Source organism: Paenactinomyces guangxiensis, assembly GCF_016055185.1.
GTDB classification, from domain to species: Bacteria; Bacillota; Bacilli; order Thermoactinomycetales; family Thermoactinomycetaceae; genus Paenactinomyces; species Paenactinomyces guangxiensis.
Map to the genome: position 1 here is coordinate 91,993 of NZ_JAECVR010000014.1, position 25,781 is coordinate 117,773.

Annotated in this window: 31 protein-coding genes and 1 rRNA gene; 17 read left to right on the top strand and 15 right to left on the bottom strand. The window is 43.3% G+C overall.

Going from position 1 to position 25,781, the window contains the following annotated elements; genetic code table 11:
- Positions 1-2 precede the first annotated feature (2 nt).
- Positions 3-788, top strand: coding sequence for an ABC transporter permease (locus I8U27_RS13590; RefSeq protein WP_181752846.1), 786 nt, complete (start codon positions 3-5; stop codon positions 786-788).
- Here I8U27_RS13590 and crcB read toward each other — a convergent pair.
- The 3 genes from crcB to gerPC form a co-directional block, all read right to left on the bottom strand.
- Positions 785-1,153 carry a fluoride efflux transporter CrcB gene (crcB, locus tag I8U27_RS13595; RefSeq protein ID WP_181752844.1) on the bottom strand — a complete coding sequence of 123 codons (369 nt, stop codon included), beginning with the start codon at positions 1,151-1,153 and terminating at the stop codon, positions 785-787. The genes I8U27_RS13590 and crcB overlap by 4 nt on opposite strands.
- Position 1,154: 1 nt before the next feature.
- Entirely contained in the window at positions 1,155-1,514 is a 360-nt protein-coding gene (locus I8U27_RS13600; protein ID WP_181752842.1) for a fluoride efflux transporter FluC, read from the bottom strand.
- A gap of 105 nt (positions 1,515-1,619) precedes the next feature.
- Positions 1,620-1,946 carry a spore germination protein GerPC gene (gene gerPC, locus I8U27_RS13605; protein ID WP_181752840.1) on the bottom strand — a complete coding sequence of 109 codons (327 nt, stop codon included), beginning with the start codon at positions 1,944-1,946 and terminating at the stop codon, positions 1,620-1,622.
- A 135-nt stretch (positions 1,947-2,081) separates the two neighbouring features.
- Between gerPC and I8U27_RS13610 the strand changes: the two genes are divergently transcribed.
- From I8U27_RS13610 to nth, 6 genes are all read left to right on the top strand, one after another.
- Positions 2,082-2,513, top strand: a complete 432-nt coding sequence (locus tag I8U27_RS13610; RefSeq protein WP_181752838.1) for an Hsp20/alpha crystallin family protein — start codon at positions 2,082-2,084, stop codon at positions 2,511-2,513.
- 32 nt (positions 2,514-2,545) lie between these two features.
- A complete protein-coding gene (locus I8U27_RS13615; RefSeq protein ID WP_181752836.1) occupies positions 2,546-2,755 on the top strand; it encodes a spore germination protein in 210 nt (69 codons plus the stop codon).
- A gap of 14 nt (positions 2,756-2,769) precedes the next feature.
- Positions 2,770-3,000, top strand: a complete 231-nt coding sequence (locus tag I8U27_RS13620; protein WP_181752834.1) for a hypothetical protein — start codon at positions 2,770-2,772, stop codon at positions 2,998-3,000.
- Between the two features lie 368 nt (positions 3,001-3,368).
- Positions 3,369-3,836 (top strand): thioredoxin-dependent thiol peroxidase, encoded by a 468-nt coding sequence (gene bcp / locus I8U27_RS13625; RefSeq protein ID WP_181752832.1) that lies wholly within the window; start codon positions 3,369-3,371, stop codon positions 3,834-3,836.
- Between the two features lie 64 nt (positions 3,837-3,900).
- On the top strand, positions 3,901-4,692 hold the full coding sequence (locus I8U27_RS13630; RefSeq protein ID WP_181752830.1) for a class I SAM-dependent methyltransferase: 792 nt from the start codon (positions 3,901-3,903) through the stop codon (positions 4,690-4,692).
- Positions 4,693-4,722: 30 nt separating this feature from the next.
- Positions 4,723-5,388: an endonuclease III gene (nth, locus tag I8U27_RS13635; RefSeq protein ID WP_181752828.1), complete on the top strand. Its 666-nt coding sequence runs from the start codon at positions 4,723-4,725 to the stop codon at positions 5,386-5,388.
- A gap of 462 nt (positions 5,389-5,850) precedes the next feature.
- On the opposite strand, the gene I8U27_RS21400 is transcribed toward nth, so the two are convergent.
- Both I8U27_RS21400 and I8U27_RS13645 read right to left on the bottom strand, forming a co-directional pair.
- A complete protein-coding gene (locus tag I8U27_RS21400) occupies positions 5,851-6,084 on the bottom strand; it encodes a class I SAM-dependent methyltransferase (RefSeq protein ID WP_374057934.1) in 234 nt (77 codons plus the stop codon).
- A complete protein-coding gene (locus tag I8U27_RS13645; RefSeq protein ID WP_181752826.1) occupies positions 6,074-6,553 on the bottom strand; it encodes a GNAT family N-acetyltransferase in 480 nt (159 codons plus the stop codon). The genes I8U27_RS21400 and I8U27_RS13645 overlap by 11 nt, the downstream gene beginning before the upstream one ends.
- Before the next feature lie 222 nt (positions 6,554-6,775).
- Between I8U27_RS13645 and I8U27_RS13650 the strand changes: the two genes are divergently transcribed.
- Together I8U27_RS13650 and I8U27_RS13655 are read left to right on the top strand one after the other, a co-directional pair.
- The gene (locus I8U27_RS13650; protein ID WP_181752824.1) at positions 6,776-7,486 is read left to right on the top strand and encodes a response regulator transcription factor; all 711 of its coding nucleotides are present in this window, start codon (positions 6,776-6,778) and stop codon (positions 7,484-7,486) included.
- On the top strand, positions 7,483-9,216 hold the full coding sequence (locus I8U27_RS13655) for a sensor histidine kinase (RefSeq protein ID WP_181752822.1): 1,734 nt from the start codon (positions 7,483-7,485) through the stop codon (positions 9,214-9,216). The genes I8U27_RS13650 and I8U27_RS13655 overlap by 4 nt, the downstream gene beginning before the upstream one ends.
- An 18-nt stretch (positions 9,217-9,234) precedes the next feature.
- On the opposite strand, the gene I8U27_RS13660 is transcribed toward I8U27_RS13655, so the two are convergent.
- Genes I8U27_RS13660 through I8U27_RS13670 form a run of 3 tightly spaced genes read right to left on the bottom strand, consistent with a single transcriptional unit; the run spans position 9,235 to position 11,613 of the window.
- Positions 9,235-9,963: an ABC transporter permease gene (locus I8U27_RS13660; RefSeq protein ID WP_181752820.1), complete on the bottom strand. Its 729-nt coding sequence runs from the start codon at positions 9,961-9,963 to the stop codon at positions 9,235-9,237.
- 16 nt (positions 9,964-9,979) lie between these two features.
- Positions 9,980-10,696 carry an ABC transporter permease gene (locus tag I8U27_RS13665; protein ID WP_181752818.1) on the bottom strand — a complete coding sequence of 239 codons (717 nt, stop codon included), beginning with the start codon at positions 10,694-10,696 and terminating at the stop codon, positions 9,980-9,982.
- Entirely contained in the window at positions 10,693-11,613 is a 921-nt protein-coding gene (locus tag I8U27_RS13670) for an ABC transporter ATP-binding protein (RefSeq protein WP_181752816.1), read from the bottom strand. Before I8U27_RS13670 ends, I8U27_RS13665 begins: the two co-directional genes overlap by 4 nt.
- 479 nt (positions 11,614-12,092) lie before the next feature.
- Here I8U27_RS13670 and perR point away from each other — a divergent pair, with 479 nt between their 5' ends.
- Positions 12,093-12,527, top strand: a complete 435-nt coding sequence (gene perR, locus I8U27_RS13675) for a peroxide-responsive transcriptional repressor PerR (protein ID WP_181752814.1) — start codon at positions 12,093-12,095, stop codon at positions 12,525-12,527.
- A gap of 236 nt (positions 12,528-12,763) precedes the next feature.
- On the opposite strand, the gene blaI is transcribed toward perR, so the two are convergent.
- The 3 genes from blaI to bla form a co-directional block, all read right to left on the bottom strand.
- Positions 12,764-13,165 carry a penicillinase repressor BlaI gene (gene blaI / locus I8U27_RS13680; RefSeq protein WP_181752812.1) on the bottom strand — a complete coding sequence of 134 codons (402 nt, stop codon included), beginning with the start codon at positions 13,163-13,165 and terminating at the stop codon, positions 12,764-12,766.
- Positions 13,166-13,245: 80 nt separating this feature from the next.
- Entirely contained in the window at positions 13,246-15,033 is a 1,788-nt protein-coding gene (locus tag I8U27_RS13685) for a BlaR1 family beta-lactam sensor/signal transducer (RefSeq protein ID WP_181752810.1), read from the bottom strand.
- Positions 15,034-15,133: 100 nt separating this feature from the next.
- Positions 15,134-16,045, bottom strand: coding sequence for a class A beta-lactamase (gene bla, locus I8U27_RS13690; RefSeq protein WP_181752807.1), 912 nt, complete (start codon positions 16,043-16,045; stop codon positions 15,134-15,136).
- A 573-nt stretch (positions 16,046-16,618) separates the two neighbouring features.
- Between bla and I8U27_RS13695 the strand changes: the two genes are divergently transcribed.
- Together I8U27_RS13695 and I8U27_RS13700 are read left to right on the top strand one after the other, a co-directional pair.
- Positions 16,619-17,149 (top strand): DinB family protein, encoded by a 531-nt coding sequence (locus I8U27_RS13695; RefSeq protein WP_181752805.1) that lies wholly within the window; start codon positions 16,619-16,621, stop codon positions 17,147-17,149.
- Between the two features lie 336 nt (positions 17,150-17,485).
- On the top strand, positions 17,486-18,130 hold the full coding sequence (locus tag I8U27_RS13700) for a pentapeptide repeat-containing protein (RefSeq protein WP_181752803.1): 645 nt from the start codon (positions 17,486-17,488) through the stop codon (positions 18,128-18,130).
- Positions 18,131-18,322: 192 nt separating this feature from the next.
- Here the strand turns inward: I8U27_RS13700 and I8U27_RS21405 are convergent, their stop codons facing one another.
- A complete protein-coding gene (locus tag I8U27_RS21405) occupies positions 18,323-18,508 on the bottom strand; it encodes a DALR anticodon-binding domain-containing protein (RefSeq protein ID WP_181752999.1) in 186 nt (61 codons plus the stop codon).
- A gap of 56 nt (positions 18,509-18,564) precedes the next feature.
- Between I8U27_RS21405 and I8U27_RS13710 the strand changes: the two genes are divergently transcribed.
- On the top strand, positions 18,565-19,050 hold the full coding sequence (locus I8U27_RS13710; RefSeq protein WP_181752801.1) for an NUDIX domain-containing protein: 486 nt from the start codon (positions 18,565-18,567) through the stop codon (positions 19,048-19,050).
- Between the two features lie 176 nt (positions 19,051-19,226).
- Here the strand turns inward: I8U27_RS13710 and I8U27_RS13715 are convergent, their stop codons facing one another.
- On the bottom strand, positions 19,227-19,535 hold the full coding sequence (locus I8U27_RS13715; RefSeq protein WP_181752799.1) for a hypothetical protein: 309 nt from the start codon (positions 19,533-19,535) through the stop codon (positions 19,227-19,229).
- 194 nt (positions 19,536-19,729) lie between these two features.
- Here I8U27_RS13715 and I8U27_RS13720 point away from each other — a divergent pair, with 194 nt between their 5' ends.
- Together I8U27_RS13720 and I8U27_RS13725 are read left to right on the top strand one after the other, a co-directional pair.
- Positions 19,730-20,596, top strand: coding sequence for a sugar phosphate isomerase/epimerase family protein (locus I8U27_RS13720; protein WP_181752796.1), 867 nt, complete (start codon positions 19,730-19,732; stop codon positions 20,594-20,596).
- Positions 20,596-21,657: a Gfo/Idh/MocA family protein gene (locus I8U27_RS13725; protein ID WP_181752794.1), complete on the top strand. Its 1,062-nt coding sequence runs from the start codon at positions 20,596-20,598 to the stop codon at positions 21,655-21,657. Before I8U27_RS13720 ends, I8U27_RS13725 begins: the two co-directional genes overlap by 1 nt.
- 65 nt (positions 21,658-21,722) lie before the next feature.
- Here the strand turns inward: I8U27_RS13725 and I8U27_RS13730 are convergent, their stop codons facing one another.
- On the bottom strand, positions 21,723-23,096 hold the full coding sequence (locus I8U27_RS13730; RefSeq protein ID WP_181752792.1) for an AMP-dependent synthetase/ligase: 1,374 nt from the start codon (positions 23,094-23,096) through the stop codon (positions 21,723-21,725).
- Positions 23,097-23,219: 123 nt separating this feature from the next.
- Positions 23,220-23,549 (bottom strand): DUF2614 family zinc ribbon-containing protein, encoded by a 330-nt coding sequence (locus I8U27_RS13735; protein WP_181752790.1) that lies wholly within the window; start codon positions 23,547-23,549, stop codon positions 23,220-23,222.
- A gap of 223 nt (positions 23,550-23,772) precedes the next feature.
- Between I8U27_RS13735 and I8U27_RS13740 the strand changes: the two genes are divergently transcribed.
- Together I8U27_RS13740 and I8U27_RS13745 are read left to right on the top strand one after the other, a co-directional pair.
- Complete coding sequence (locus tag I8U27_RS13740; protein WP_181752788.1) at positions 23,773-25,281, top strand: MDR family MFS transporter; 1,509 nt, start codon at positions 23,773-23,775, stop codon at positions 25,279-25,281.
- A 367-nt stretch (positions 25,282-25,648) separates the two neighbouring features.
- Positions 25,649-25,781, top strand: a 16S ribosomal RNA gene (locus I8U27_RS13745); the annotation flags it as partial.

Consider the following 25,781-nt stretch of genomic DNA (forward strand, 5'->3'; position numbering starts at 1 on the left):
ATATGTTCCATCTCCGTTTGTTTATCGAGTATTTCAAGCAATATATGAAAATAAGGCTGGCATACCGGTGGGATTTTGTCGCCCAGTTTGGGACGGACTTTTTGTTCCAGGCGGTTAATCTGGTGTTTATTCTTGTCGTTTTTCAGCATACGTCAAGTCTCAGCGGCTGGAATCAGAGTGAAGTGATCTTTATCTATGGCTACTTTTTAATTCCGTGGGCTGTTTTCTCATCCTTTTTTAATCTGTGGGATTTTAACGAGAGATATATTATCAAAGGGGAGTTGGATCGCGTACTGACACGTCCTGTTCACAGCCTTGTGCAAGTGATTATGGAAACAATGACTCCCGAGTCGCTGATCGGGGTATTCACCGGTCTGATTGTGATGGGTTACAGCCTGCCCCGGCTCGATCTCCATTGGACCTGGGTCGATCCCTTCCTGTTTCTGGCGTTTACGCTGGGGGGAGTAGCCATCTATGCGGGAATCTATATTGCTCTGACCAGCATCAGTCTCTATACTGATTCCAAATCAGATATCCAGCCCATTATTTATAATATCAGCACTTATGGGCGTTACCCCGTCAATATTTATCATCGTGTGATTCAGTTCGCCTTAACATGGGTGTTGCCATTTGCATTTGTCGGCTTTTATCCGGCAAGTTTCTTGTTGGATCGTGAGCAGTGGCAGTGGTATGCATGGATTACCCCTGTTGTGGGTGCTGTTTATCTCGCTCTGGGGATTTATTGCTGGAACCGGGGTATCAAACATTACCGGGGGGCGGGGAACTAACTAGCGGACCATGAATAACCGGATATGACACCGGCCAGGCTGAGTGACACGCTGAGCAGGATGTACAGAGCGGCTGTCACCCAGCCTTTTTTTTGCAACAGCTCAACAGACTCCACCCCAAAAGTGGAAAATGTGGTGTATCCCCCGAGAAAGCCGGTTGTAACTGCAAAGTGAAAAGGGCCCGGATGATTCCATCCCAAACAGATGCCGAACAAAAAACTTCCGGTAATATTGATGAGAAAAGTGGCAAAGGGGAAAGAGCGGGAAGAGATGGATTGAACCCAAATGGTCAGTGCATATCGCGTAACGGCCCCAAAGCTTCCCCCTAATCCGATGATTATCCAGGTCCATAGTTCTGAAGTCATATCACCGTTTTTCCTTTCCAATTGTTCTTCCCAGCACCGCCAGGGCAATTCCTCCGATCACTGAAACGGCAACATACACAGCTTGCCATTTCCAATTCCCGAGTTGGATGGTTTCGGCACTAAAGGCGGAGAAAGTGGTGTAAGATCCGAGCAGGCCCGTTCCAAGACCGGTTTGCCATTCTGGTGAAATCCGCCCTGTTCGGGTATTGACCGCTAACAGCCAGGCCAGGAGAAAACACCCGGTCCAGTTAACGAACAGTGTCCCCCAGGGAAAGCCCGGCTGATGCAACAGGCGCGAAACGGCAAATCGCAGCAGTGTTCCGATAAAGCCCCCGACCCCGACAAAACAGATCTGTTTCATCCGGCAGCCTCCTTTATAAAAGCAGTCCCAATTGATGTGTTGGGACTGCTTTTATAAGAATAGCCGATTTTGCTCATCTTTGCATCATGAACAGTGCGGGGTTCCTTACTGGGAAGCATTTGCAGGAGGTTGGTTGTTGTCCCGGCTGCTTTCATCTTCCACGACGACATTGGAACGATGCTCCTCTACGATTTTGTCAATCACTTCTCCCATACTTGCTTCGTCTCCATTGGCCGTTAAACCTACATTAAGGGTTCCGCTCAACGTATCCACGTGAAGTTCATGGATTTTATACTCAACCTTGTCAATGCTAACAGGCCGAACCGCTTCCACTTTGTCCTTTAACTCTTTGTTTTCCTTCTTTAATTTGGAGATTTCCTTTTCAAGTTTTTGCAGGCGTTCCCAGAAGTGGTGGTAAGCATAGACATACACAAGAACACCTCCTATGTTTTGGCTGATTAATTATATGGCAGATCCGGCGGTTTTCATTCCATTTTGTGACAGGACGAGCCCGCTGCGAATAAACTGTGAGCATCCAGGAGAGTGTCCCGTAAGGAGGTTTTTCCATTGAAAAACCGTATTCCCGACTATTCACGTTGGAATCAACTGGCCCGCCAGTTTTTGGGGGAAGATTTTTTTGCTGATATTATGAGTTCCGCTGTCGGGGAAAAAGAGCCTTGTGCTGATGTTTATCAAGGAAAAAACGAAGTAATTGTGGTGATTGATCTGCCCGGGGTGGAGGATATTAACTCCCTGGAAATCAGTGTAGAGGGGGAAACCATGTGGATCAAAGGATATTTTCCCACTCCTTATCAAGCGTATCAGCAGACGCTTGCAGAACGGAAAAGTGGAGAGTTTCAAAAGGCGATTTCACTGGGTGCTCCTGTATCCAAACAATATAGCAGTGCCCGCTACCGCAGAGGAATTCTGGAGATTCGCTTTCCTAAAACCGGAATCCGAAAAAAAACGCATAAGATCCGGATTCAGACTGCCGACTAGACAGAGACGGAAAGGTAGCGAGGAGGGGTAATATGGGTACGGTCAATAATATCTTTAATCTCAAAATTAACAACGTCTCCAGTTCAGGGATTGTCAATTTTGGCAGTTCAATTAATATCGCACCGGAAAGCTATAACAAAATTGTGGGGGGGGCAACACCCATTGGTGATTTTACGCGGAATATAGACTTGGAGCGAAATATATTATTTGACCCGGATGTTGCCGATATGCCAAATGTGTGAGGTGACACCACATGATGCGGGTATCCATTTTCGCTATCAAAATTCAAGTTGTCGGTAATGCGGGTTCAGTAAATATAGGTACAACGCTAAATCTTGTCTCCGGGAGAAGGGAAGCGGAACCGGCCCCAGACCCCGGAGTGCCGGGGCCGCCTGGAATACCTGTGGTACCCGGAGTATCTGGAGCCCGGGAAGTATCCGGGATATCAAGTCCGACATCCGGGCTATCTTCAAACAATCAGGAATAAGATCAATGAAAGTAAGATTGCCATCGAGTGACACCACTCAATGAAGATATGTACATAATATGTGAAACAGCAACCTTGAGAGACAAATCAGTGAGATCATGTTGCTCAACATTCCGATGGTTTTCCCGCATGGCTACCAAGAGAGGTCAAAAAAATAAAATAAACCGGATGGTTCTTGACCGCTTCACAAGGCGCGTTCACTCCATTGACACAAGTGATACAACGAGAGGAATTATAGAGATAAACCCGGCAAAAGCAGGCTCTTTTTGCCGGGTTCTCTTTGTGTATCCGCCTTTTTTATATCATAATAGGAATATGGGAATCTTAGTATCGAGATGAACAGATAAATCCTGGTGGAGGTGCTTCATATGTTACAAGAAGGAGACATGGCGAGTGATTTTACGCTTGAAGCTTCCAATGGCGAACAAGTATCTTTATCTGATTTTCGCGGTAAAAATGTAGTTTTATATTTCTATCCCAAGGACAATACTCCGGGATGTACAACGGAGGCCTGTGATTTCCGCGACCACGCGGATTCTTTTGCCGATCTGGACACGGTGATCCTGGGGGTCAGCCGCGATTCGGTCGCTTCTCACCAAAAATTTATCGATAAATACGATTTGCCCTTTTTACTCCTGAGTGACCCGGACGCCGATGTATGTAAAATGTATGGAGTGTTCAAAGAGAAAAAGATGTTTGGCAAAGTTTCGATGGGGATTGAACGCTCCACTTTTATCATCGACCGGGAAGGCAAAATTGCCAAAGTTTACCGCAAAGTAAAAGTGAAAGATCATGTGGAATCTGCTTTGCAATATATCAGGGAACATCTTCAGTAGGAATTTTTCCTCCTGATCACCATGTTATTGGCCAGAGAAATCAGAAACAGGAGGTGGGAGCCTTTTGCCCGATCATTCCATTTACGACTGGCCCGATTATTATGATTGGACTTCACCAGGACTGGAGCGCGACCTCACTTATTATATTGAACTGGCTAAACAGACGGGGGGGCCCGTCCTGGAGTTGGGGTGCGGGACGGGGCGTTGCAGTCTAGCGATTGCCAGGCTCGGGATCCCGGTTGTCGGGGTGGACCTTTCTTCGCCTATGCTGCAAAAAGCCAGACAAAGGGCAAAAAAGTTAAATTTATCCGATCGGGTCCGTTGGGTCGAAGCAGATATGTCAAGGTTTTCCCTCAATGAACGCTTTCCGCTGGTTATTATCCCGTATCGTTCATTTTTACATCTGCTCACGGTTCGTGATCAAATTTCGACCCTGAAACGAATCCGTCAACATCTTACCGACGGGGGTTTATTTGCTTTCAACATTTTTGTGCCCCGAATCAGGGATCTGTATCAAATGGAAGGAAAGTATTCGTTTCGTGGTTCATTTTTGGCTTCCGGGGGCAAGGAACGAGTTGATCTGTACGATTTAACAGAGTTTGACTATTTTAACCAAACGGCTTATATTACTCGCTATGCGGAACGTTTTGATGAAAAGGGGCATTCCCTGGGGCGGATCCGCATGGCTTTTCGTCTTCGCTATATATTTCCTGCTGAATTAAATCATCTGCTGGCGCTGTGCGGATTTAAGATTATCAACCGGTTTGGGTCATTTCACCGGACCCCCTTTGATGCGCGGAGCGAAGAATTAATCATTGAGGCAGTAAAAAGGCCGGGTCAAACCGGATCAGGGTGATCAACATTTTTCCTTCAAGGGGGCGAACAAGTGCAGACAAAACCAAAACCAAAACGTGTTCCTACCCGAAAAATCCTGGATACACTGGCCGTGATGTATCCGGATGCTCACTGTGAACTTGATTACCGAAATCCATTTGAATTATTAATCGCTACCATTTTATCCGCCCAATCAACCGACCGCCAGGTAAACAAAGTAACCAAAGATTTGTTTGCCAAACACCCCACACCTGAAAGCTTTCTTCAGTTAACCGAAGATGAGTTGGCGGAATATATCCGGGGACTTGGCCTGTTTCGCAACAAAAGCAAAAACATCCTGAAAACCTGCCGAATTCTGGTCGAAGAATACAATGGGGAAGTACCGAAAAAAAGGGAATTGCTTGAGAAATTGCCCGGCGTCGGCAGAAAAACGGCCAATGTGGTTCTGAGCAATGCATTTGGCATTCCGGCTCTCGCTGTCGACACCCATGTCCAGCGCGTTTCCAACCGTCTGGCTCTGGCAGATAGTGAAAATCCCCTGGAAACTGAACGGCAATTGATGAAAAAAGTTCCCCGTGCCGAATGGAGCGATACCCATCACCGCCTCATCTGGCACGGCCGGCGCATCTGTATCGCCAGAAAGCCGAAATGCTCGCTCTGTGACCTGTTGCCTTATTGCTGGTATGGGAAGAATGAGACAAACACAAAGGTAAAATAATTTAATTCAAACAGGCTATCCTGTTCACCCCATCAACGGCTGGGAATCTGCCGCGGAAATCAATGTGTTTGGAACTGGATCGACAACTGATTAAAAATAAAATCAGAGACTTTGGGCCGGGGGATTTCCCGGCTCTTTTTGATTTATGTGGAAAAAGTTTTTTTGATTATATTGAGTTTGACAGATGGCTGAATGAGCGAACAAAGATCTGAATAAAATTCGGTAACCGCTCAGGAAAGGAGGACATGGAGAAAGATATGCTCTATATTCCTGAGAAGTAAACCAGAGGGGACGCTAGGGGGTTAGGGGTTCAGTTCATTAAACGGCCTTTTTCGCCAGCCAGATTGTCCAACGGTCCTTTTCAATAAAGGGACCGCGCTGTGGAATCCTGGTTCTCAGGTCTTCGACGAAATCCCTTAATTCCTGGTCAGATAACTCGTGTAAAATTGAACGTCCGGTTCATTACATCTTCAGCGTATTGTTGAAAGTTATCTCTTCGGAAAAATCGATTCCAATCACTTTTTGAGCACCCAGGCCGACAAATGCCTTTGTGTAAATCCCGCCGCCACAGCCAATATCAACCACCTGTTTTTCCGTCCAATTGAGTAAATTCCCCATAAATTCCGTCCATGAATGATCCGCCTGACGGCTTGAATAGGTAAAACGTACCTTCTGATCATGAAAATCAATAGGCATTGTGATCAACTCCATCACGCAAACATAAATTTTTTTTCATATGAATACGGGTATCATCTGTGTGATACGGAATAAACCCGATTGATTGATAAAAATGAATGGAACCTGTCCAATCTTTGTTTGTCTCCAGGATTAAAGTTTCCATCCCCCTCTGGATTGCTGCCGACTCCAACTTTTCCAGCATCTTTTTGCCGTATCCTCTCCTTCTTCGGTCTGAGCGCACGGACATGCGGACAATTCGGCCTGCCGTTTGATCCTCCCGAACAAGGGCTCCTGTGCAGACTAACCCTTCCTTGTCGCAGCCAATCAAGAAAATATGGCCTTTTTGAATATAATTCACAACAATCTCATCTAAATCGGAGTTTAATGTGGGATCAATCAACCCAAAATGTTCTTCTAATCCTTGAAGAATCAACTCTTTTGCCTTCTCTTGTGTGGAAGTGTCTACAGGTCGGATCTGTAAGCTCATTCAGCCGGCTCCTTTTGTTTCGTTATATGAAACTAAGTTTCGTTTTTATTATAACACAAATAAGAACACCATCTGAATAGTTTGAACTGTTCTTGAACCCATTTGTTTTGCGGAAAAAGGCTTGCTTTTCTTTAGTTATAATGAAAAAAGATCAAAGATTTTGTAACATAGATGACAGGGTTAATATGCAATTGGAAAAAGTAAGCAAAGGATGAAATATCAATGTTAGACCCTAAAATTTTAGTCGTTGATGATGAACCTGATTTGCTTAAACTTATTTTAAAAACGATGCGGTCAGAGGGCTTTCAGCATATTTATACCGCAGAGGACGGCAGGCGCGCTTTAGAGCTTGTTGCACAGGTTCAGCCGGACTTTATTATCCTGGATGTGATGTTGCCGGATTTGACGGGCTATGAGATTTGCAGTGAGATTAAGAAAATATCCGATGCGGCTGTTTTTTTCCTTACGGCACGAACTACTGATTTAGATCAGTTAACCGGTTATAGTATGGGGGCGGATGATTATATTTGCAAGCCCTTTAACCCTCTTATCTTAGCGGCAAAGATTAAAGCCCGGTTAAACCGGATGAAAAAATCTTCTGTGCCTGCCTCACAAACATCATGTTTCCGGTTCGGGCGGTTTGTTTTGGATGAAAAGGAGGGAACGTTAACCGTAGACGGACAGAGCGTCCCCTGTACAGCAAAAGAGATGAAATTGCTGGCTTTCTTTTGCAAACATCCCAACCAGGTCTTCAGCATTAATCATTTATATACAGAGGTATGGGGCGGGGATAGTTTTGGATATGAAAATACCGTGATTGTCCATATTCACAGTTTGCGAAAAAAGATTGAAGTTGACCCTGGCCGGCCCAAATACCTGTTAAATATACGCGGATTGGGATATAAACTGGTAAATCCGGAGCCGGCAACATGAAGATGGAAACAAGGTTCACCTTTCACTTTGTTGTAAGATTAACCGTTCTGACAGCCATGATTATCGGTTTACTCCTTTTTTTATATGTATTGATCTTAAAAACCAAGTCTCCTGTTCCCGAGGGGGAGCAGGAGATCCGGGTACTTAAAAAAGTTTCCGCTTCAACACTTGTCGCCGGTGATCGGGCGGATTTACCGGAAGATACAGAGAATTGGATCAGGAAACAATCATATTCGTTGCAAATTTTAAATGAACAGGGGAAAGCCATTTACTCGCTGCATCCCCTTCCTCATATGCCTGAACAATATAGCGTTGAACAACTGCTGAAATATAAACAGGATCTGGGTAAAAAGGGGATATCCCTGTATATTTGGTCGAAAAAGGTACAGCAGCGGGAATGGACATGGCTGCTGGCCAAACAACAAACGGGAAGCCCGGAATTTCAATTAAATCAACTGATGAACCGGACGCAGTGGAAACAGAATGTTCCCTCGGTCCCGGAGCAAGAGCTAAGGAAAAGAGCCGGCGAAAATGGCTGGTTGCTGATATTGGACGAAACAGGAAATAAAGTATTGGAATACCAGACTCCGGCAGAGATGAAGTCCCCGGTTACCATTGGGGAATTATCTCATAAAATCATGCATCAGAATGTTGTGTTTGCTGAGAAAGAACATAATGGCCAAAAATATACCTGGGTTTTTCACCCGGACATCCATTTACAAGCGGAGCGAATGGAAAATTGGGCGATTGCTTTCACCTTTTATATGGTGCTCATCGGTTCCGCTTTGTTATTAATCGGTGCAGCCTATATCTTTGGCAGACAATTCAGCTCCCCGATTTGGACTATTTTGAATTGGATTCAAAAGTTGTCAAAAGGAGAATATCAACTCGCAAATGAGATTAAACACACACATCAGTTTAAGTGGAAAAAGGGTTCTTTCCGGCTGTTCAAAGAAGTAACAGATGCCCTTCTCTCCCTGTCCAGTACGTTAGCATCGGTTGAAGATAAAAGGAGAAAGTTGGATGAATCGCGTGAGCAGTGGCTGGCTGGGGTGTCTCACGATTTAAAAAATCCGATCTCAACGATAAAGGGATACGCCGATTTGTATTCTTCCGGGGGGTATCAGTGGACCAACGAGGAAATTGAGGAGTACCTTCAACTTGTCATAAAGAGAACCAGTGAACTCAACCATCTGATCGAAGATTTGAACTTGACTTTTCAACTTCAAAATCATGCTTTACCCGTCCACCTGGAACCCATTCACATTCAGGATCTTATTACATCACTCATCCATGAGTGGAAAGAGAAGGAAATCAAAGAAAATCCCCTGCATTTTTCAGATCTTCTGCCCGCTTCGTTGATTTATCCTGTAGACCCTCACTGGTTTAAAAGAGCGGTGAATAATCTGTTGCAAAATGCCGTGGTTCATAACCCGCCCCGGACAACGATCAGACTGATCCTTTCTTCCCCGGGCTTGTCCGGCGGAGAAAGTGGATTTACCCTGACCATTCAGGATGAGGGAACCGGAATGCCGAAACAGATGGTGGAGAACATATTTAATCCGTATTATCGAAACCCACAATCCAAGGGGTCAGGGCTGGGGATGTCAATCGCTAGGCAACTCATTGAAGTGCAGGGCGGAAAGATCGAGGTAACTAGCGAGCTTCATCAAGGTACCCAAGTATCCGTCATCTTCCCGGGTGTTCCGGCTACGTTTAAGCAGATATGAAATATTTCGCGTTTGTCTTCACCAATCTGTTTTGGCTAACCAATAAAGAGTGGAAAACGCAAATACGGAAATGTATAACATCACCGCCACAGTCAGAACAAGAGGGTCAACGGAAGCAGCCCATTGATGATTCTCAGGCATCATCGCCAAAAATGGCTGGGCCCACGGGTACCATATACCTAACCGGGGAGATCCTGTTGCGATAATGGAAGGAACAGTAAACAACATATTGAGAACAAAAGGGGTGGCAAAGCTTTTCCAAAATAATGAGACCCCCAACAATAAAGTACCCAGTGGAAAAGCTGCGGCCAAACCGCTCAACAAGCTTTTGACAAATAGATCCCAGGGAATCAATCCCTCCAGCCCTTTGAACGTCCCAATCGTTATAAACCCCGCCAGAAATACGATCTGGGTCAGGAGCAGCAACAGGATCAGAACGATCCATTTACTTAAATAGATGAAAGACCGGGGAACAGGAAACGTAAACAGCCGTTTCCAGCCCCCGCTCAAATGTTCAAACCGGCAAAGCAAAGCGGCAAAGATTCCAGTGACAATAGGTAAAAAAAACAAAGAATATTTGTGAATGGATATGCTGAAATACCATTGCCACGGAGTTAGTCCCTCCCCTGCTTTTGTGGGCACGCCAAAGCCGATCCACAAAGATACCGCCGGTCCAATAAGTATAACAGCGAAGATAATCATCCAGGGAAGTTTGTTCCATTCCGTTTTTATGTAGTTGAGAACCATTTTTGCATGCAACCTCCTAAGTGAGTTCCCGTTTTGAAAAATGAGAAGCACCGATCCATAACAAAAGGCCGCCAAGTGCGATTCCAATCCAGGCCCATTGCGTATACATTCCTTCGTTGAGAGGAGAAGCCAGCGGAGGATAGGCCCAGGGCAGAAGATGAAACACAGGCTGGGGAGCATATGCCAAAAACAGGCTGATCATCGCTCCCAAAGAACCGATCAAGATCGGAACGGCCTGATTTTTTATATTTAACGATAACCATACCTGTATCGAAATGACCGAAACAGATGCCAGATACGGAAAAAAGGCTTCTTTTAAGAGGAGAGTCCAGGGAACCCTTTCCTCAAATTGAATCAATAGCCCCAAAATCGTTAAGCCAATGACCGTAAGAATGGCAGAGAGAATCAAACAAATATTAACCCAGATAAATTTGCTGATAAATAAGCGACTTTTGGAGAGCGGGAAAGCAAAAGATTGTTTCCAGGACCGGGCATCATGTTCAATACTGGCCAGCATGGAAGCAAGCAGAGTGATCCCCAATAAAACGGTGAGGGGCAAAAAATAATTGGCCCAGGCAATAAGACCGGTCCATCCGTGGGGCTTTAATATATCTCCGCGTGCTGCATACACGACGGCCAGGAACCCGGTCAAGAAAAGAGGGGTCATGAGGATTGTCCAGAATACCCATGTTCGTTTCAATTTCATACCATCTGCTTTGATGATGTTTTTCACAGGCTCTGCCCCTTTCCGGTCAGGTGGAGGAAAATATCTTCCAACGATTGCTCTCTGTGCCGCAAATCATAAATGGAAAAGTTGTGCTGAACCAGTGATTGGATCAAAAGTGCGATCTCTTCTTTAGCCGGGTTGTCCAGGCACAAATGATTCTGGTCTTGATAAACGTTCCATCCCAGCTGTTTAAGGGAATGAGCCGCTTCTTTTACGGAGATGACTTCCATTTCAATCCTCTTTTTTGCCGCCTGATTTTTCAAATGGTGCAACCGGTTTTGGTAAATGCATGTTCCGCCGTGGATGATGCCCACGATGGAGGCGACTTGCTCAATTTCATTTAACAAATGACTGGATAATAAAATGGTGACCCCTGTCATTTGCGGAAGCGATTTGATCAGTTCCCGGATTTCCTGAATTCCCGCCGGATCTAATCCGTTTGTCGGTTCATCGAGAATGAGCAGTTCGGGGTTCCCGATCAGTGCTGCCGCAATCCCCAGACGTTGTTTCATTCCCAGTGAGTAGTTTCTGGCAAGACGGTGGGCATCTTTTTCCAACCGTACCAGCCTGAGCACCTCATCTATCCTTTTTTCATTTAACCCTAATACCTGTGTAATGATTTTTAAGTTTTCATATCCTGTTAAATGCCCATAATAGCTGGGCGACTCAACTAATGAGCCTACCTTGCCCAGCACCTGATTTCGGCTTGTTTGGATATTTTTCCCCAGTATGTAAGCCTCGCCCTCAGTTGGCCTTGTGAGCCCGAGCAACATTTTGATGGTGGTGGTTTTCCCGGCACCGTTAGGCCCTAAAAAACCATAAATTTCTCCTTTGGGAACTTCCAGATTGATCCCCCGAACCACTGTTTTGTTTTTAAAGCGTTTCGTAAGGTTGACTGTTTGCACCGCGTATGCGTTTGTCATGGTTGATCACCTCGATCTAACCCTACGAAATCAACCTTAAATCTATATAAAATAAAGCAAAGATCTTCATTAAATGAGTTTGTGAGAAGTGGGAGTTAATATACAGTTCATTTTTTTATTTATAATTAAACTCGCATTTCCCAAAAAAATATTTTATAAGTAAATATTTATTGTGGATTAATATAAGAAATTATATAATAAATGGGAATTAGATTTTAGAAAATTAAAAATAGTAATCTGAATGGGAGGGGCTTTGAGTGCTGAAACGCAAGAAGTTTTTTACAACCGTCTTCTGTTTTATGTAAAACATAGAAGGGATTTGTGTTGGGTATCCTAGCAAACAGCATGATATCCTGTTATATTGAATTGGCAAAAGTATGGTCCATTGACAAATGAGCCACAATCGGCGTAGACTAATTATATATATTATAAATTAATAATCACTATTTACTGGCGGGACTTCAGCGAGGTGAAAGACGATGGCTATTAACCGCCTGGCCGAGGCTGTCGAAACATTAAAAGGGATCGGGGTACGTATGACTCCGCAAAGACATGCGATTCTCAACTATCTGCTCTCATCGATGAGTCATCCTACAGCCGATGAAATTTATAAAGCCCTTGAAGGCAGCTTCCCAAATATGAGTGTGGCAACCGTATATAACAATTTGCGTGTGTTTAAAGAGGCGGGATTAGTCAGAGAACTAACCTACGGTGATGCATCCAGCCGCTTTGATGCAAACATGGGTGAACACTATCACGTGATCTGCAGCCGTTGCGGAAAAATCACTGACTTTGACTATCCATCTTTATTAAATGTAGAGAATGAAGCCTCCCGATCTACAGGCTACAAGGTTGAATCTCATCGTATGGAATTCTACGGGATTTGTCCCTCTTGTCAACAGCGCGAACAATAAGAAGACCCCATAATAGTTAAAGGGTCTTCTTATTTATTTTGCAATGGCCCCTGATAGAATGGGATTTATTCATCTATTCTGCAAAAGAGGCTGCTGTAACTTAGCAGCCTCCTTCCCCTATAGATTCCCTTCACTGAATACAAACTTAAATAAATCTAATATTAGAAAACCACGAAAAACAAAATCCATAGAGGGGTAACTGAGACGATGGCAATACTGTCCCCCACTCATTCGATTTACTCCTTACCCTCATAAGTTTTACGGCTTGGCTTCTTATTTAAAATGGAACGCAGTTCCTTGATATCCTCATCAGTCAAGGAATCCCCTTGGATGAACTGAACCAACATGGACTTCAGCGTGCCACCATAAATTCGCTTAAGAAAAGACTGTGCCTCGGCGTGCTGACATTCATCCTGCGAGTACAGCGGAAAAAAAGTATAGACCTTTTGATTTTGGTTTACACCGACCACTTTTTTTTGGACCAGACGATCCAAAAGAGTGCGTACAGTTTTAGGCTTCCAATTCGTTCGCTCCTGCAAGGAGAGAATGACTTCATTGGCCGTTTGTGGTGCCTTTTCCCAAAGCACCTTCATGACTTCCCATTCCGCTTCCGAGATACTTGGGATTTTTTTAGACACTTTTATCCTCCTTCTTTGAATGAACAATATTTCATTAAAATGACTTGAAATACGATGCACGATTTTTTCTCAGCAAATACTTAATATATGCCTTTATCTCTCAAAATAGATAATGTTATTTCTGCTGCCATACTTCCGTTGGCGTGATCTTCATTTTGTATATTTGTTGCAAAGAAATAAGTGTTCTCCTTGGTCTCTACATACCCAATAAACCAACCGTTAATATTTTTGTTATTTACAGCCCCTGTACCTGTTTTTCCGGAAAGCTGTTTACCATTCTTTTTCTCTAACCTAATCGCATCTTGGACGGTCTGGACATTCTTCTCCTTAAATCCAAATTGGTTTGTATACAAAGCTCTAAGTAATTGCACCTGCTCTACGGGTGATATCTTTAATGAAGATTCTAACCAATATTGCCCTATTTCGCCGGAAAGGTCGGTATTACCGTAGCCGATTTGTTTCAGAAAAGCTTGCATATCATCCCGTTGGATTCTTTTATCCAAATCCTCAAAATACCAGTTCACAGAATTTTTCATTGCTGTAAATAAATTCTGATCCATATTCCAAGCATCATAAGGATACTGTATTCCATTCCATTTCATGGTAGTATTCTCACTCGTTATGACATTTGACTCTAATGCAAACAATGCGCTAAAAATCTTGTAAGTTGAATTAGGGGAAACTCTCAGTATGCTTTTATTTTCATTATAGATACGATATTGATCAGCTCGCATATCATATAATACAAAGCTCCCTTCAAACCCGGCAAAATACTCGCTCAGATCCTCGTATACAGTCTGCTCACTTTTAAAATCGTAGCGAGTATGATCCTCAGCCATCACAGAAATGAATGGAACCTGACTTGCAACAAATACTCCTCCTAGCATAAAAATAGCGATACTCTTGAGCTGCATCAGCTTTGATTCAGTCGTAAAGGATGCAATCTTTTCAATACGTCTTTTTATTTGCTTCTTGGAACCGTTCAGTTGATTTGTCAAAATGAAATTCCTAGGCTGTGATACTCTGTCCACAAAATTAATTAACGTATTTCCATATTCGCCATAACAGTGCTCATCCAATAAATTTAAAACGGCAATATCACAGGCTATTTCTCGATCCAATCTCATCTCCTTGAAAGCAAACCAGACAAACGGATTGAACCAGTATAAAATTTGAAAAATGACGATCAGATAATTCGTCAAAATATCTTTATATTTATAATGATTGAGTTCATGCAAAAAAATGTATTTGATATCCTTCATAGACAGCCATTCTTCAAAGTGAATGGGAAGCACAACATAGGTCTTAAAAAGTCCAAATGTCAATGGAGATTTTACAAGTGGCGATTCCCCTACATTAATTTTTCTCGATAATTTTAAATTCTGCTTGCACTGTTCAAATAAGAGTAGAACCTCTTTATTTTTCAGGTCAGATGTATTGCTTTTAATGTCCTTTATCTTTAACCAAGCTCTTATTGTCAGAACAGTTAAAACTAACACCCCTGCAATCCATGTGCCAGCTATAACGATATTCAGGAAGTCCGGAGTGGAACGATTTACAGATATCGTAAAATCCTGCAGCCAATTAACGTTCTGAATCACATGATCTCTGGTAACGTTAGTAGGCTCTCCTATTCTATTGCTATTATTTACTCCGGATAACTTAATATGATTTCCAAAATTAAATAAATGGTTCGATATAAAAGGAAGTGTTAGTGCAATCAACAATAAGAACCATAGATTATATTGCCATTTCGCCGATAGCTGCTTTTGGAATACTTTTTTAATCAGCATAATTACGGCAATGGTAAAAGAAGACACTATAAAGCCTATAACAAAATGAGTTAAGAATACGCTGCTCGTCTCCATCACTCAACCTTTCACTTAAAATTTGACGCAAAACTGATCTTGCTTCATGCCAACCCAACACCAGAATAAACAGTTGATTGAAAGATTTGATATTTATAGTTCACTGCAAGGCATCGAGTGCGACCTTGGTAGCCTGTGCGATAAGCTCATCATTATACTCGGCATTCTTCGTATCCCGACTAGAAAGTACTGCAAGAACAATAGGATCTCCTTTCGGTGGCCAAACGATGGCAATATCATTTCGCGTTCCATATGACCCTGATCCCGTTTTATCTGCAACTTCCCAACCTTTCGGTACTCCCGCACGAATTAATGTATCTCCTGTGGTGTTTCTCTTAAGCCAATCTATAAGAATCGCACGTTTCTCCGTGGGGAGTGCGTCTCCGATTGTGAAAGCCTGGAGGCTGGCAGCAAGCGCTCTCGGTGTGCTAGTATCATGAGTTTCTCCTGGTTTGACTTCGTTTAACTCTGGCTCAAATCGCTCCGGATTGGTAACATGATCACCAATCTCCCTGAGGGATTTTTTTAGCCCGCCAGGCCCACCCAGTTGCTTAAGTATGAGGTTCTGCGCAGTATTGTCACTGTATCGAAGAGAAGCATCGCAAAGCTCTTTAAGAGTCATTCCTGTATCAACATGCTTCTCCGTAATCGGATTATAATTTACAAGATCATCACGGGTATAGGTAATTTTTTGGTTAAGGTCTGCTATTGACTTTTGTTGTAACAGTGCTCCTACAGCTAAAGCTTTATGAGTAGATGCATATGCAAAACGTTCATCTGATCGATAAGTTACTGTTTGGTTTGTGCCAGTGTCCAGTGCAAAGACGCCAAGCCTGGCATCAAATTTATCCTCAAGTTTGGCAAAATCATCTGTAATTGCGGTTTCTTGATTTTTTTGTTTAGGTTGAGGAGAATGGGCGTTATCCTCTGAACAACCTACAAGCGTTACACATGAGAGAAATAGTACAGGCATAAATTTAAAAGTACTAAAAAACGCGTTCCATGATTTCATTAAATCCAACCTCTTTCTAAAAATAGTAAATATCCTGTAAACCAACAAAAAAGTTAGGCTTTTTTTTTGATGAACACCAACCCACTGTTGACCAAACGATTAAAAAAGTATCGTACTTTTGAAAATGGGTTCATTAGACATTAACAAATTTTTTCCTGGGGCACGTTTTTGAATTTCTTATTATGCCTTCGAGATACTGGATTCTTCCCCCTTTTTTTAATTGGATTACACGTGTAAGATAATACTACATTTGTAATCCGTAGATGTCAACCTCAAACTTCTTGTGAAGATGGGGCAACAAGGGGTCCCACCGTCAAAACGCGTATTTTCCTCACTAAGCAATAAATGATTTACAATGTGAAAGAAATCAAGAGACAAACATGTTAAGGATCCATCAGCTAGGAGCACTCTCTGCAACACTCTCGGTTTTGGGGTATAACTATTGCTTGACCCAGAATCTGCGTAACTGTCACTAAACTGGATCTGGGTCAGCTTGTTTAAATCCTTGTTTAGTAACATAAGGTCACTTATGATTAAGTAGGAGTTATAACTCACATAACAGGAGGAATTTAAATGGCAGATCTTGTATTTCAGTTGTATGAATATAATGTATGGGCAAATAAACAAATTTTTAACCGACTCAAAGAGCTTCCAAAGGATGTTTACCGTCAAGAGGTTCAAAGTGTGTTTTCATCGCTATCTAAGGTATTGGCCCATGTTTATCTTTCTGATCTTGGATGGATAGAAGTTTTTTCTGGTAAAAGTATGAACCATGCATTGGCATTAGCTGAACAACTACAAGAACAAACAGAGTCAAAAGAAATAGAGGAAATGGAAGCGATGTTTTCTGAGTTAGCCGAGCGATACAAATCGTTCCTTAGCCATAAAGAAAATATACATAAGCCTCTTGTAATTGAGCATCCGTCTGGTGACTTAATGAAAACTAGTGTATCCGAACTAGTGCCCCATGTTGTGAATCATGGAACATATCACCGTGGTAATATCACAGCTATGTTACGACAAATAGGTTACGCTTCTGTTATGACAGATTATGGTGTTTATTTATATTTAAAAACAAAGGGAGAATCATTGAGGATTCGGTGAATATACTTTCCACACTAAAAAATTGACTGCCCCGAATGTATTACGACCACTCCATATCCAAAACATAGAAGCTGGTATTGGATGGAGTGGTGATCTCGCTCTCACCGGCTTTCTTCAGGATCCTATGGCTGCGTCGTTGAGCAATAAATGATCATGCCTCACTATTAAAATAGAACCTTTATATGGTATACTTTCAGGGAACGCCAGTTCGGTTTATCCGCACCTCGACAAAAGTGGTATATATGGTATCGCCAACATTTATTAAAAATCCTGTCCATTGTGCATGGAGTTGTAATTTCGGATGTGCAAATTTTACTGTGAAACAGGTGAATGATATTGAAAAAGAAAAATAGGACAATTCTCAAACCAGATCTCCCTGAAAGCTTAGAAATCCTCACGATAAATGAACTTGTGAACGGGTCTTTGTACGAAAAGGTGAGGCTTGAATCAACGATTGGTACGGTGTATGCTGAGCACGTTCAGTTTAGTGAGGTTCACCTGGAGAGTGTTAACTTTGAAGAGGCACATTTACCCTTTTCTTCATGGATGGATGTCATTTTTGAAAAATGTGATCTATCAAATGTGAAATTTAAAGGTGCGCGATTTAACCGTGTCGAGTTTAGAGAGTGCAAATTGGTTGGTGCAGATTTTGATCAAGCGGTGATGCGTGATGTTCAATGGATCGACTGCCCGGCTCCCTATTCTTTGTATCATATGACAGAACTTCGAGATGTTCGTTTTGATCATTGTTTATTAAAAGAGGCAAATTTCATCGATGCAACTTTGGACAATTTTCAACTTGGAACTTCGACAATTCAAGATGTGCAATTTTCTGGCACCTCATTAAATAATGTAGACCTTAGTCGATGTCAATTTACATGTATACATATATCGGAAAGTGACCTGCGCGGCGCTATTGTTTCACCTGAACAGGCGATTGCCTTTGTTGAATTGTATGGGTTAAAAGTAAAGCACGATTAAGAGGGGGAATTGTAAAAGAGAGCTTTCCTTGCGGGAGTGGTTTCTGAAGTTGATGGTTATGTGATAGAGATTTTTGGAAATAGAGGAAGCAGCTTAAATGGTGTCAGACATTGGCCGAATGATTGGGATACCAGATATAGTCACGTTAGAGAACTTTTGTTTCTTGATCAAAACAAGGGATTACCTGTGATATTACATTTCGGTTGGAGTTGGAAGACCGAGAATATATAAAATATCCGCAAGATGTTTCGTATATTCCGCAGTTAGCCAAAGCCGGAATGATCTTTTGTCAGGATCTTCTTCTGTAATCACAGGACATGCTGCATAAAACTGATTAAACAGTGAAGCCAGTTGGAATCCATAATTACAGATGGTTATTCAAGAACGAGTAAAGGAGTCTTTAAACAAAATAGATAAAGGAGGGGAGAATTTCAATGTCAATAAGATGGGAAGATTCTTACATAGGGAAACTTAGACGATTGGTTGAGCATCATCCATTAATCGTTCCATCCATTAGAGCGATCATTCAAGATGAACAAGGAAGGGTTCTTTTTTTGAAAGGTGAAGGATGGAAAATGCCTGCTGGTTCCATCGAGCTTGGTGAATCCATTTACGATACTTTAAAAAGAGAGGTAAAAGAAGAGACAGGTCTTGATGTTATTTCAGCTACGTTAATTGCAATTTATACATCGAAACCTATCATCACAAATAGATTTGGTGACCAGTACCAGATGTTTGAGTTCTTGTTCAGAGTTGATGAATGGAGTGGAACGCTCTTAACAGAGACCGATGAAACAACAGAAGCAAAGTTTTTACATATAGATGAACGCCCTGTAGATCGAAACGGCTACTGGGGAGAACATTTCACAGAAATATTTGAGGACCTAAAGAGTTACAATGGGTGTCTTATTCTCAAGTGACTGCTCAACCAGTGTATTTTTCATACATTTCTTCCTTCCTGTCTATTATGATGATTAATCGTTTTTATCCTTTTGTATGAGGCAGAAAATCCAGGTCTATGTGATCCTTTATTTTGACAATGATTTCCTAAACACACACAGGGTCTGCAAAGCGGTTTCTCTGCCGAATCTGCCTTTTAAGTGATAAGAAAGATGATGATCGCAAAAACCAAAAAGCATAAGGATAGAAAGAAAATGGGCTTTAATAGTTTTTTATAATAAAGGGTTTGACTGGTGTTAAATTTTATGAATTTTCCTTCAATAAAAACAGCCAGTATGTAGACCCCAAGAAAGGAGGAGGAGATTTTGATGAGCGTGTAATCTCTCAGAATAGCGGAGATCAGGAAAAGACTGGAACCTGATAAAACGGCCAATCCCATAGCAATAAGATATGCCATGACAAGTGCGTATTTTTGCCCATAACGGCTTTTCAGGTCAGATAGCATGTAAAATACTCCTTTCAAAAAAGTTAACCTGATCTGTACCGAACTATTTTGTCTCCATAAAGAATTCCTCCTAATATGTCGAATATACAATAAGGTCAAAAATTTGATTCAAAGAATATTGTACCACGTATAAGATGGTTTTGTTTCATTTTACAGGGTTTGAAAAAAGCATTTCAGAAAGGGAGCCTTTTTAGATGAACATCAGTTTAAGTATGTGGAGTGTTCATAAGTACTGGTATGAGGGAAGATGGGACATTGTTGATTTTCTCGATTTCGCGTCCACGACAAAGGTTTCAGGTGTTGAATTGTTGAGCATTTTCTGGCGGGATCAGCAAAGGGAACTGCCAGCAGTAAAAGAGGCGTTAAGGAAATACCAATTGAAGGCCGCCTGTTACGCGGCATACAATAACTTTGCCTCCGGCGATTCTGATAAACGGAAACAACAGTTGAAGGAGGTCACGGATGCCGTTGATATGGCTGTGATGTTGGAAGCCCCGGTGGTACGTGTTTTTTCCGGAGACTTGCCGGAAGGCAATATTTCATATGAGCAGGGGTTGGGTTACGCGGTAGAGGGGCTGGCCCGGGCAGCTCAATATGCAGAACAAAAGGGAGTCGTTCTTTGTTTGGAGAATCACGGATTATTTGCCGGCAGAAGCGGACAGGTTCTCGATGTGATCAATCAGGTGGGCTCTCCGGCGCTTGGCAGCACATTTGATACCGGGAACTTTCTGTTAGTGGGCCAGAGTCCCAGTGATGCTATACAGGAATTATTGGGAGTGATCAAGCATGTCCATGTAAAAGACTTTCTACATACCCCGGATGAAACCGAAAATGTGTACACGTCGCTGACAGGAGAGCGGTATGCGGGAAAAATCCCGGGGGAAGGAGAAGTTGATTTGCGCTATATACTGGGGGAACTTCAAGCCAGTGGCTATGACGGTTGGTTGTCTGTTGAATATGAGGGTTCTGGGGAGCAGAGGGAGGGGGCTGTCCGTTCTGTCGATGTGGTATACGACCTGGTGCAATCGGTAAAATCCAATAAAAGCAGAGGTGACAGGTGATGCGAAAATTAAGGGTTGGCTTAATCGGAGCCGGGTCCATCTCCGATTTTCATCTGGGGGCATATCTGAAAAATGCACAGGCAGCCATTGAGGCGGTCTGTGATACTAATGAGCAGAGAGCGAGGGAAAAAGCGGAAAAATACGGGGCTGCAAAAGTATATACCGATTACCGGGACCTGCTTGCCAATGAAGCGGTTGACGCTGTGAGTATCTGTACCTGGAACCATTCACATGCTGAGATATCTATCGCGGCGCTCCATAAGGGGAAACATGTCCTGGTTGAAAAACCTTTAAGTATCTCTGTTGAAGAAGCCATGCAGGTTGAGAAGGCCGTGCAACAGACCGGAAAATTGTTGCAAGTTGGCTTCGTTCGGCGTTATGCGACAAATACGCAGATTTTGAAGCGATTTATCGATGCAGGCGATTTGGGTGAAATTTATTATGCAAAAGCTTCCTGTTTACGCCGGTTGGGAAATCCGGGCGGGTGGTTTGCGGACAAAAAACGCTCCGGCGGAGGGCCGCTTCTCGACCTGGGAGTTCATATGATCGATATTTGCTGGTATTTAATGGGTTGCCCCAAAGTAAAGTCGGTGAGCGGAAACACTTATCGCAAGTTAGGAAACCGGGCGAATATACAAAATTTATCGTTTTACAGGGCCGCCGACTACGATGCGGCGCAAAATACGGTTGAAGACCTGGCTAATGCGATGATTCGCTTTGAAAACGGAGCTTCGCTCATGGTTGATGTCAGCTTTACTCTGCATGCCAAACAGGATGAAATCGCGGTAAAGCTTTATGGTGAAAAGGGCGGGGCAGAGATTGAACCGGAATTATTTATTGTGTCGGAAAAGCATAACACCATTTTGAATATCACTCCGCAAGTGGATCAATTGACTTTTAACTTTGAAGAAGCTTTTTGCAAAGAGATTGATCATTTTGTGGATAGTTGTATCCATGGCGGTCACACACTCAGCCCGGTTCAAGACGGAGTTGAATTGATGAAAATGTTGTGCGCCATCTACGAATCAAGTAATACGGGAAAAGAAATCCGCTTTGATTAGGATGGCCCAAAAGATATCGGACAGAATCAAAAATGGTTATCCCGGGCCGGGGATAACCATTTTAATTATGTAGATTTACGATCAATGATACGAATATAGTTATCCTTATCGGCCTGTGCGGTCACTCCCGTATGAAGCCAGCCATTTACAATGGTTTTTGCTGACTCTTCCGGGTCTTTATAGTAGCCGGTCATCACACTGGGGCTTTTCACCAATAACTCTCCGTCTGGCAGGAAACGGATCTCTGTGCCGGGCAGTGGTTTACCCTCCGTTCCGGGCTTGATATGGGCGAGCCGGTTTGATGCAATCACCGCAGTGCATTCAGCCATCCCGTATGCTTCCAGAACAGGAAGGCCGATTGCGGAAAAAAACTGTCTCACCTCAGCATCCGGCATAGAACCGCCCGAAACCATAAAGCGAAGTTGTCCGCCTAATCTGTCGTATATGTTTGCAAATACAAAATCCTGCAAGAAAGCATACTGAAGACGAAGTTTTTTAGGGATTGCCCAGTTAAATCCCTGTGATGCGATTTGTTGGTGCCGTGCGGCAATTTTCATCGCCCAATCAAAAAAACGGTGTTTGATCGGGGATTGAGACAGGTCCTCCGTAATCCCGCGGTAGATGGTTTGGAACAGTCCGGGCGTACCGATTAGAATCGTGGGATGCACTTCCCGCATGTTGATGAAAGCTTTTTCCACACTTTCCGCGTAGGCCACGGTGGCGCCGGCGCAGATCGGTGCGAAATGTCCCGTCACTCTCTCAAACATATCGGACAATGGCAGAATAGAGAGAAAAGTATCTAAGGAAGTATAAGGAACAAAATGGTTCCACATCTCAATATTGCTCAGGATATTCCCGTGAGATAACAGAATTGCCTTCGGGTTTTCATCACCAACTGAGGAGTGGACAATGGTGGCCGGGTCTGAAGACTGGATGGAAGGATAAGCCCAGTCGGTATCCTCGATCACGGCTGTCTGCCCCAATTGAATGACAGTCTCAAATTGAAGGGCCTTAACATCCCCCTTCGCTTTTCCGTTCATTAATATAAAATGCCGGGTACATTTGGGGACTTTAGTGATCTGTGTGAGCAGGTCCGGCTGCTGTACGATGACCGCTTCGGTGTCGGTATGTTGTAACATAAAAAAGATTTGCTGCACCTGAAGAGCCGGATAGATCGGAACAGAAACAGCTCCCAGGCTTAGCAGGGCGAAATCGCTAATCACCCAGCAGGGATGATTTTCGGACAAAATGGCCACTTTCGTACCCGCCCGAATCCCCAGACGCTCCAAACCAAATGCAAAATCTCGGATCGTGTTCCAAAGTTTTTGATAGGTCATGGAATGGTATTTTCCGTCTTGTTTCCATCGCAAAGCGGTTTTGTCAGGATATTGTTTGACGGTTTGTGCAAGCATCTCCACCAGGTTATGGGATTTCATCATCTGGTTTAGCCCTCCCTTTTGCCGCTGCCAAAGTACAAATAATAATCGCCTACTATATAGACTATTCTGATAAAGATGGATGATTAAAAAGCGCCTTTATTTAAAAGACGCTTTGACTGAAGTTTAAAGCGGTGTATTTTGTTCTGTCTGTGTTTGCGGTGCGTCTTTGGGGTCCATAGAGAGAATGGCTTTACAGTGCATACACTCATCTCTTTTTCCGAGAACCTTGGTCTCTTTTTTACAAACAGGGCAATTCACTTTTGCAGATTGAGTGGAAAGCATTCCAACCCAAAAATAAATTCCCACACTGGTGAGAACAAATAGCATTCCGAGGATGAAGAAAAGGGACATCCAGTCCGGCCAGATAAATCCAATATACATAACTCCCATCCCGATAAAAATCAGGAGCAGGGCGAATGTACGAATCTTATTTAATTTTCCGGAAAGAAGCATATTGCTTGCTCCTCCTTATCAAAGACTCAGCGTGTAAGAATCAGGTTGATTGTATCATGAACCGCTCCGGGGTGCAATTGAATCGCACTGTTCGCCATAAAGATGACTGAAGCGGAGAATAAGTTTGTTTGTGCTATATATAGGTAAATAGAATGGTGATAATATAATATATTGGGAGTCTAATATTTTACTTTATAAATTAATGGCTTGTGGGGGAGTGGAGATGCAGACAAATCGAAGAAATGTAACGGTTGCTATGATGGTTGCTACATTTTTAATAGCAATCGAAGGAACGATCGTCAGTACTGCAATGCCCCGTGTTGTGAGTGAATTGGGAGGATTGCAACTGATCAGCTGGGTGTTTGCGGTCTATCTGCTTACATCGACAGTAACAACCCCGATTTACGGCAAGCTGGCCGATCTTTTTGGGAGAAGAGTGATTTTTACTTTTGGTGCTGGTCTGTTTCTGATCGGGTCCATGTTATCCGGCCTGTCACAAACGATGCACCAGTTGATCTGGTTTCGGGCTGTGCAGGGGATTGGCGCGGGCGCTATTTTGCCCACTACTTTCACGATCGTCGGCGATATTTACCCATATGAAGAACGGGCTAAAGTTCAGGGGCTGTTTAGTTCGATCTGGGGTATTTCCGGATTGATCGGGCCTTTAGTCGGCGGATTTTTAGTTGATTATGTTTCGTGGCGATGGATTTTCTATCTCATTGTCCCGTTTGCTCTTATCTCCACCATTCTGCTCTGGTTGTTTTTAAAGGAGGAAAATACACGGGAACAAGAGCGAAAAGTCGACTATTGGGGAGCTTTCACTTTCACAGTCGCATCAGTCTCGATCTTGTATGCCCTGCTGACAGGCGGAACCACTTATCCATGGAATTCACCTGTGATTATCAGTCTTTTTGTCGCGGGATTTATTTTCTTAGCGTTATTTGCCCGTATTCAGATGAAGTTTCCCGAACCGTTGTTTCCGCTTCAGTTATTAAGAAATCCAATCCTGTTTGTATCTAATCTGGGTGGATTTTTATCAAGTTCTGTATTAATCGGCATTAATGTTTATTTGCCCTTATGGGTACAGGGCGTTCTGGGGCAGGGAGCTACAGGATCGGGGTTGGCCTTGTTGCCTATGTCGCTCGGCTGGCCGGTCGGGGCCATGCTCGGCGGCCGGTTCATGTTGAAGATCGGACCTCAGAGAACCGGAGTCGCCGGTATGCTGCTTATTCTGTTTGGAAGTGTTTGGCTGTCCCTGGTCACAAGTACCTCTCCATACTGGTTTCTGATTGTGATCATGCTGATTGTGGGATTTGGATTTGGCTTTGCCAGCACAGTAATGACTGTAGTGGTTCAGTCAGCTGTGGATTGGAAGGTGAGAGGAGTTGCGACCGCCTCAAATACCTTTTTGAGATCATTGGGCCAGACGATGGGGATCGCTGTTTTTGGTACTTTATTTAACAATCTGATCAGTGGCTATGCCTCCGGCCATTTTCACGGAACCCAGAAAATCGCTCCCTCTGACCTCAACCAGCTGCTGGATCCACACGGGTTAGAAAGAGTTAAAGCTCCCGTTCTGAGTTTTATGCGTGAAGCCTTAGTATACGGGATACACAACATTTTCCTTTTGCTTGCAGCCATTTCCCTTGTGACCTTGTTTGTCACATTCTGGTTGCCCAAGCAAAAGCCGGAGGTAAGTGCAGTTCCCCAGGGGGGACTAAAAAGGGCTTAAACGAAATCATGTTGTTGGTGAGGAGGTTCCCTAAATACGGGGAATCTTTTCTATTATTTATAAGGATCGGGTGTCCTCAGGTAAAAGAGCGGACAAACCCAATTTTTTACGCCGTCATTTTTTAAAAAAAGTGTTGATTACAGAGGAGATCCGTGCTATATTATTTAACGCTGCTAATGCGGTCTGTTATCTTACGACCCGCCGAAGACAGCGAAAAAACTTCAAAAAAGTTGTTGACATATTCGCTTAGCCGTGATAAGATGAGTCTTGTCGCTGCTTAAATGAGTCAGCAACAAACGAAGCAAAGTGTTCCTTGAAAACTAAAGAGTGATTACACGACCTGTTGATTCTTTTTGAGCAATCAAACTTCATGGAGAGTTTGATCCTGGCTCAGGACGAACGCTGGCGGCGTGCCTAATACATGCAAGTCGTGCGGGGACCCTCGGGTCCCAGCGGCGAACGGGTGAGTAACACGTGGGCAACCTGCCCGCAAGACCGGG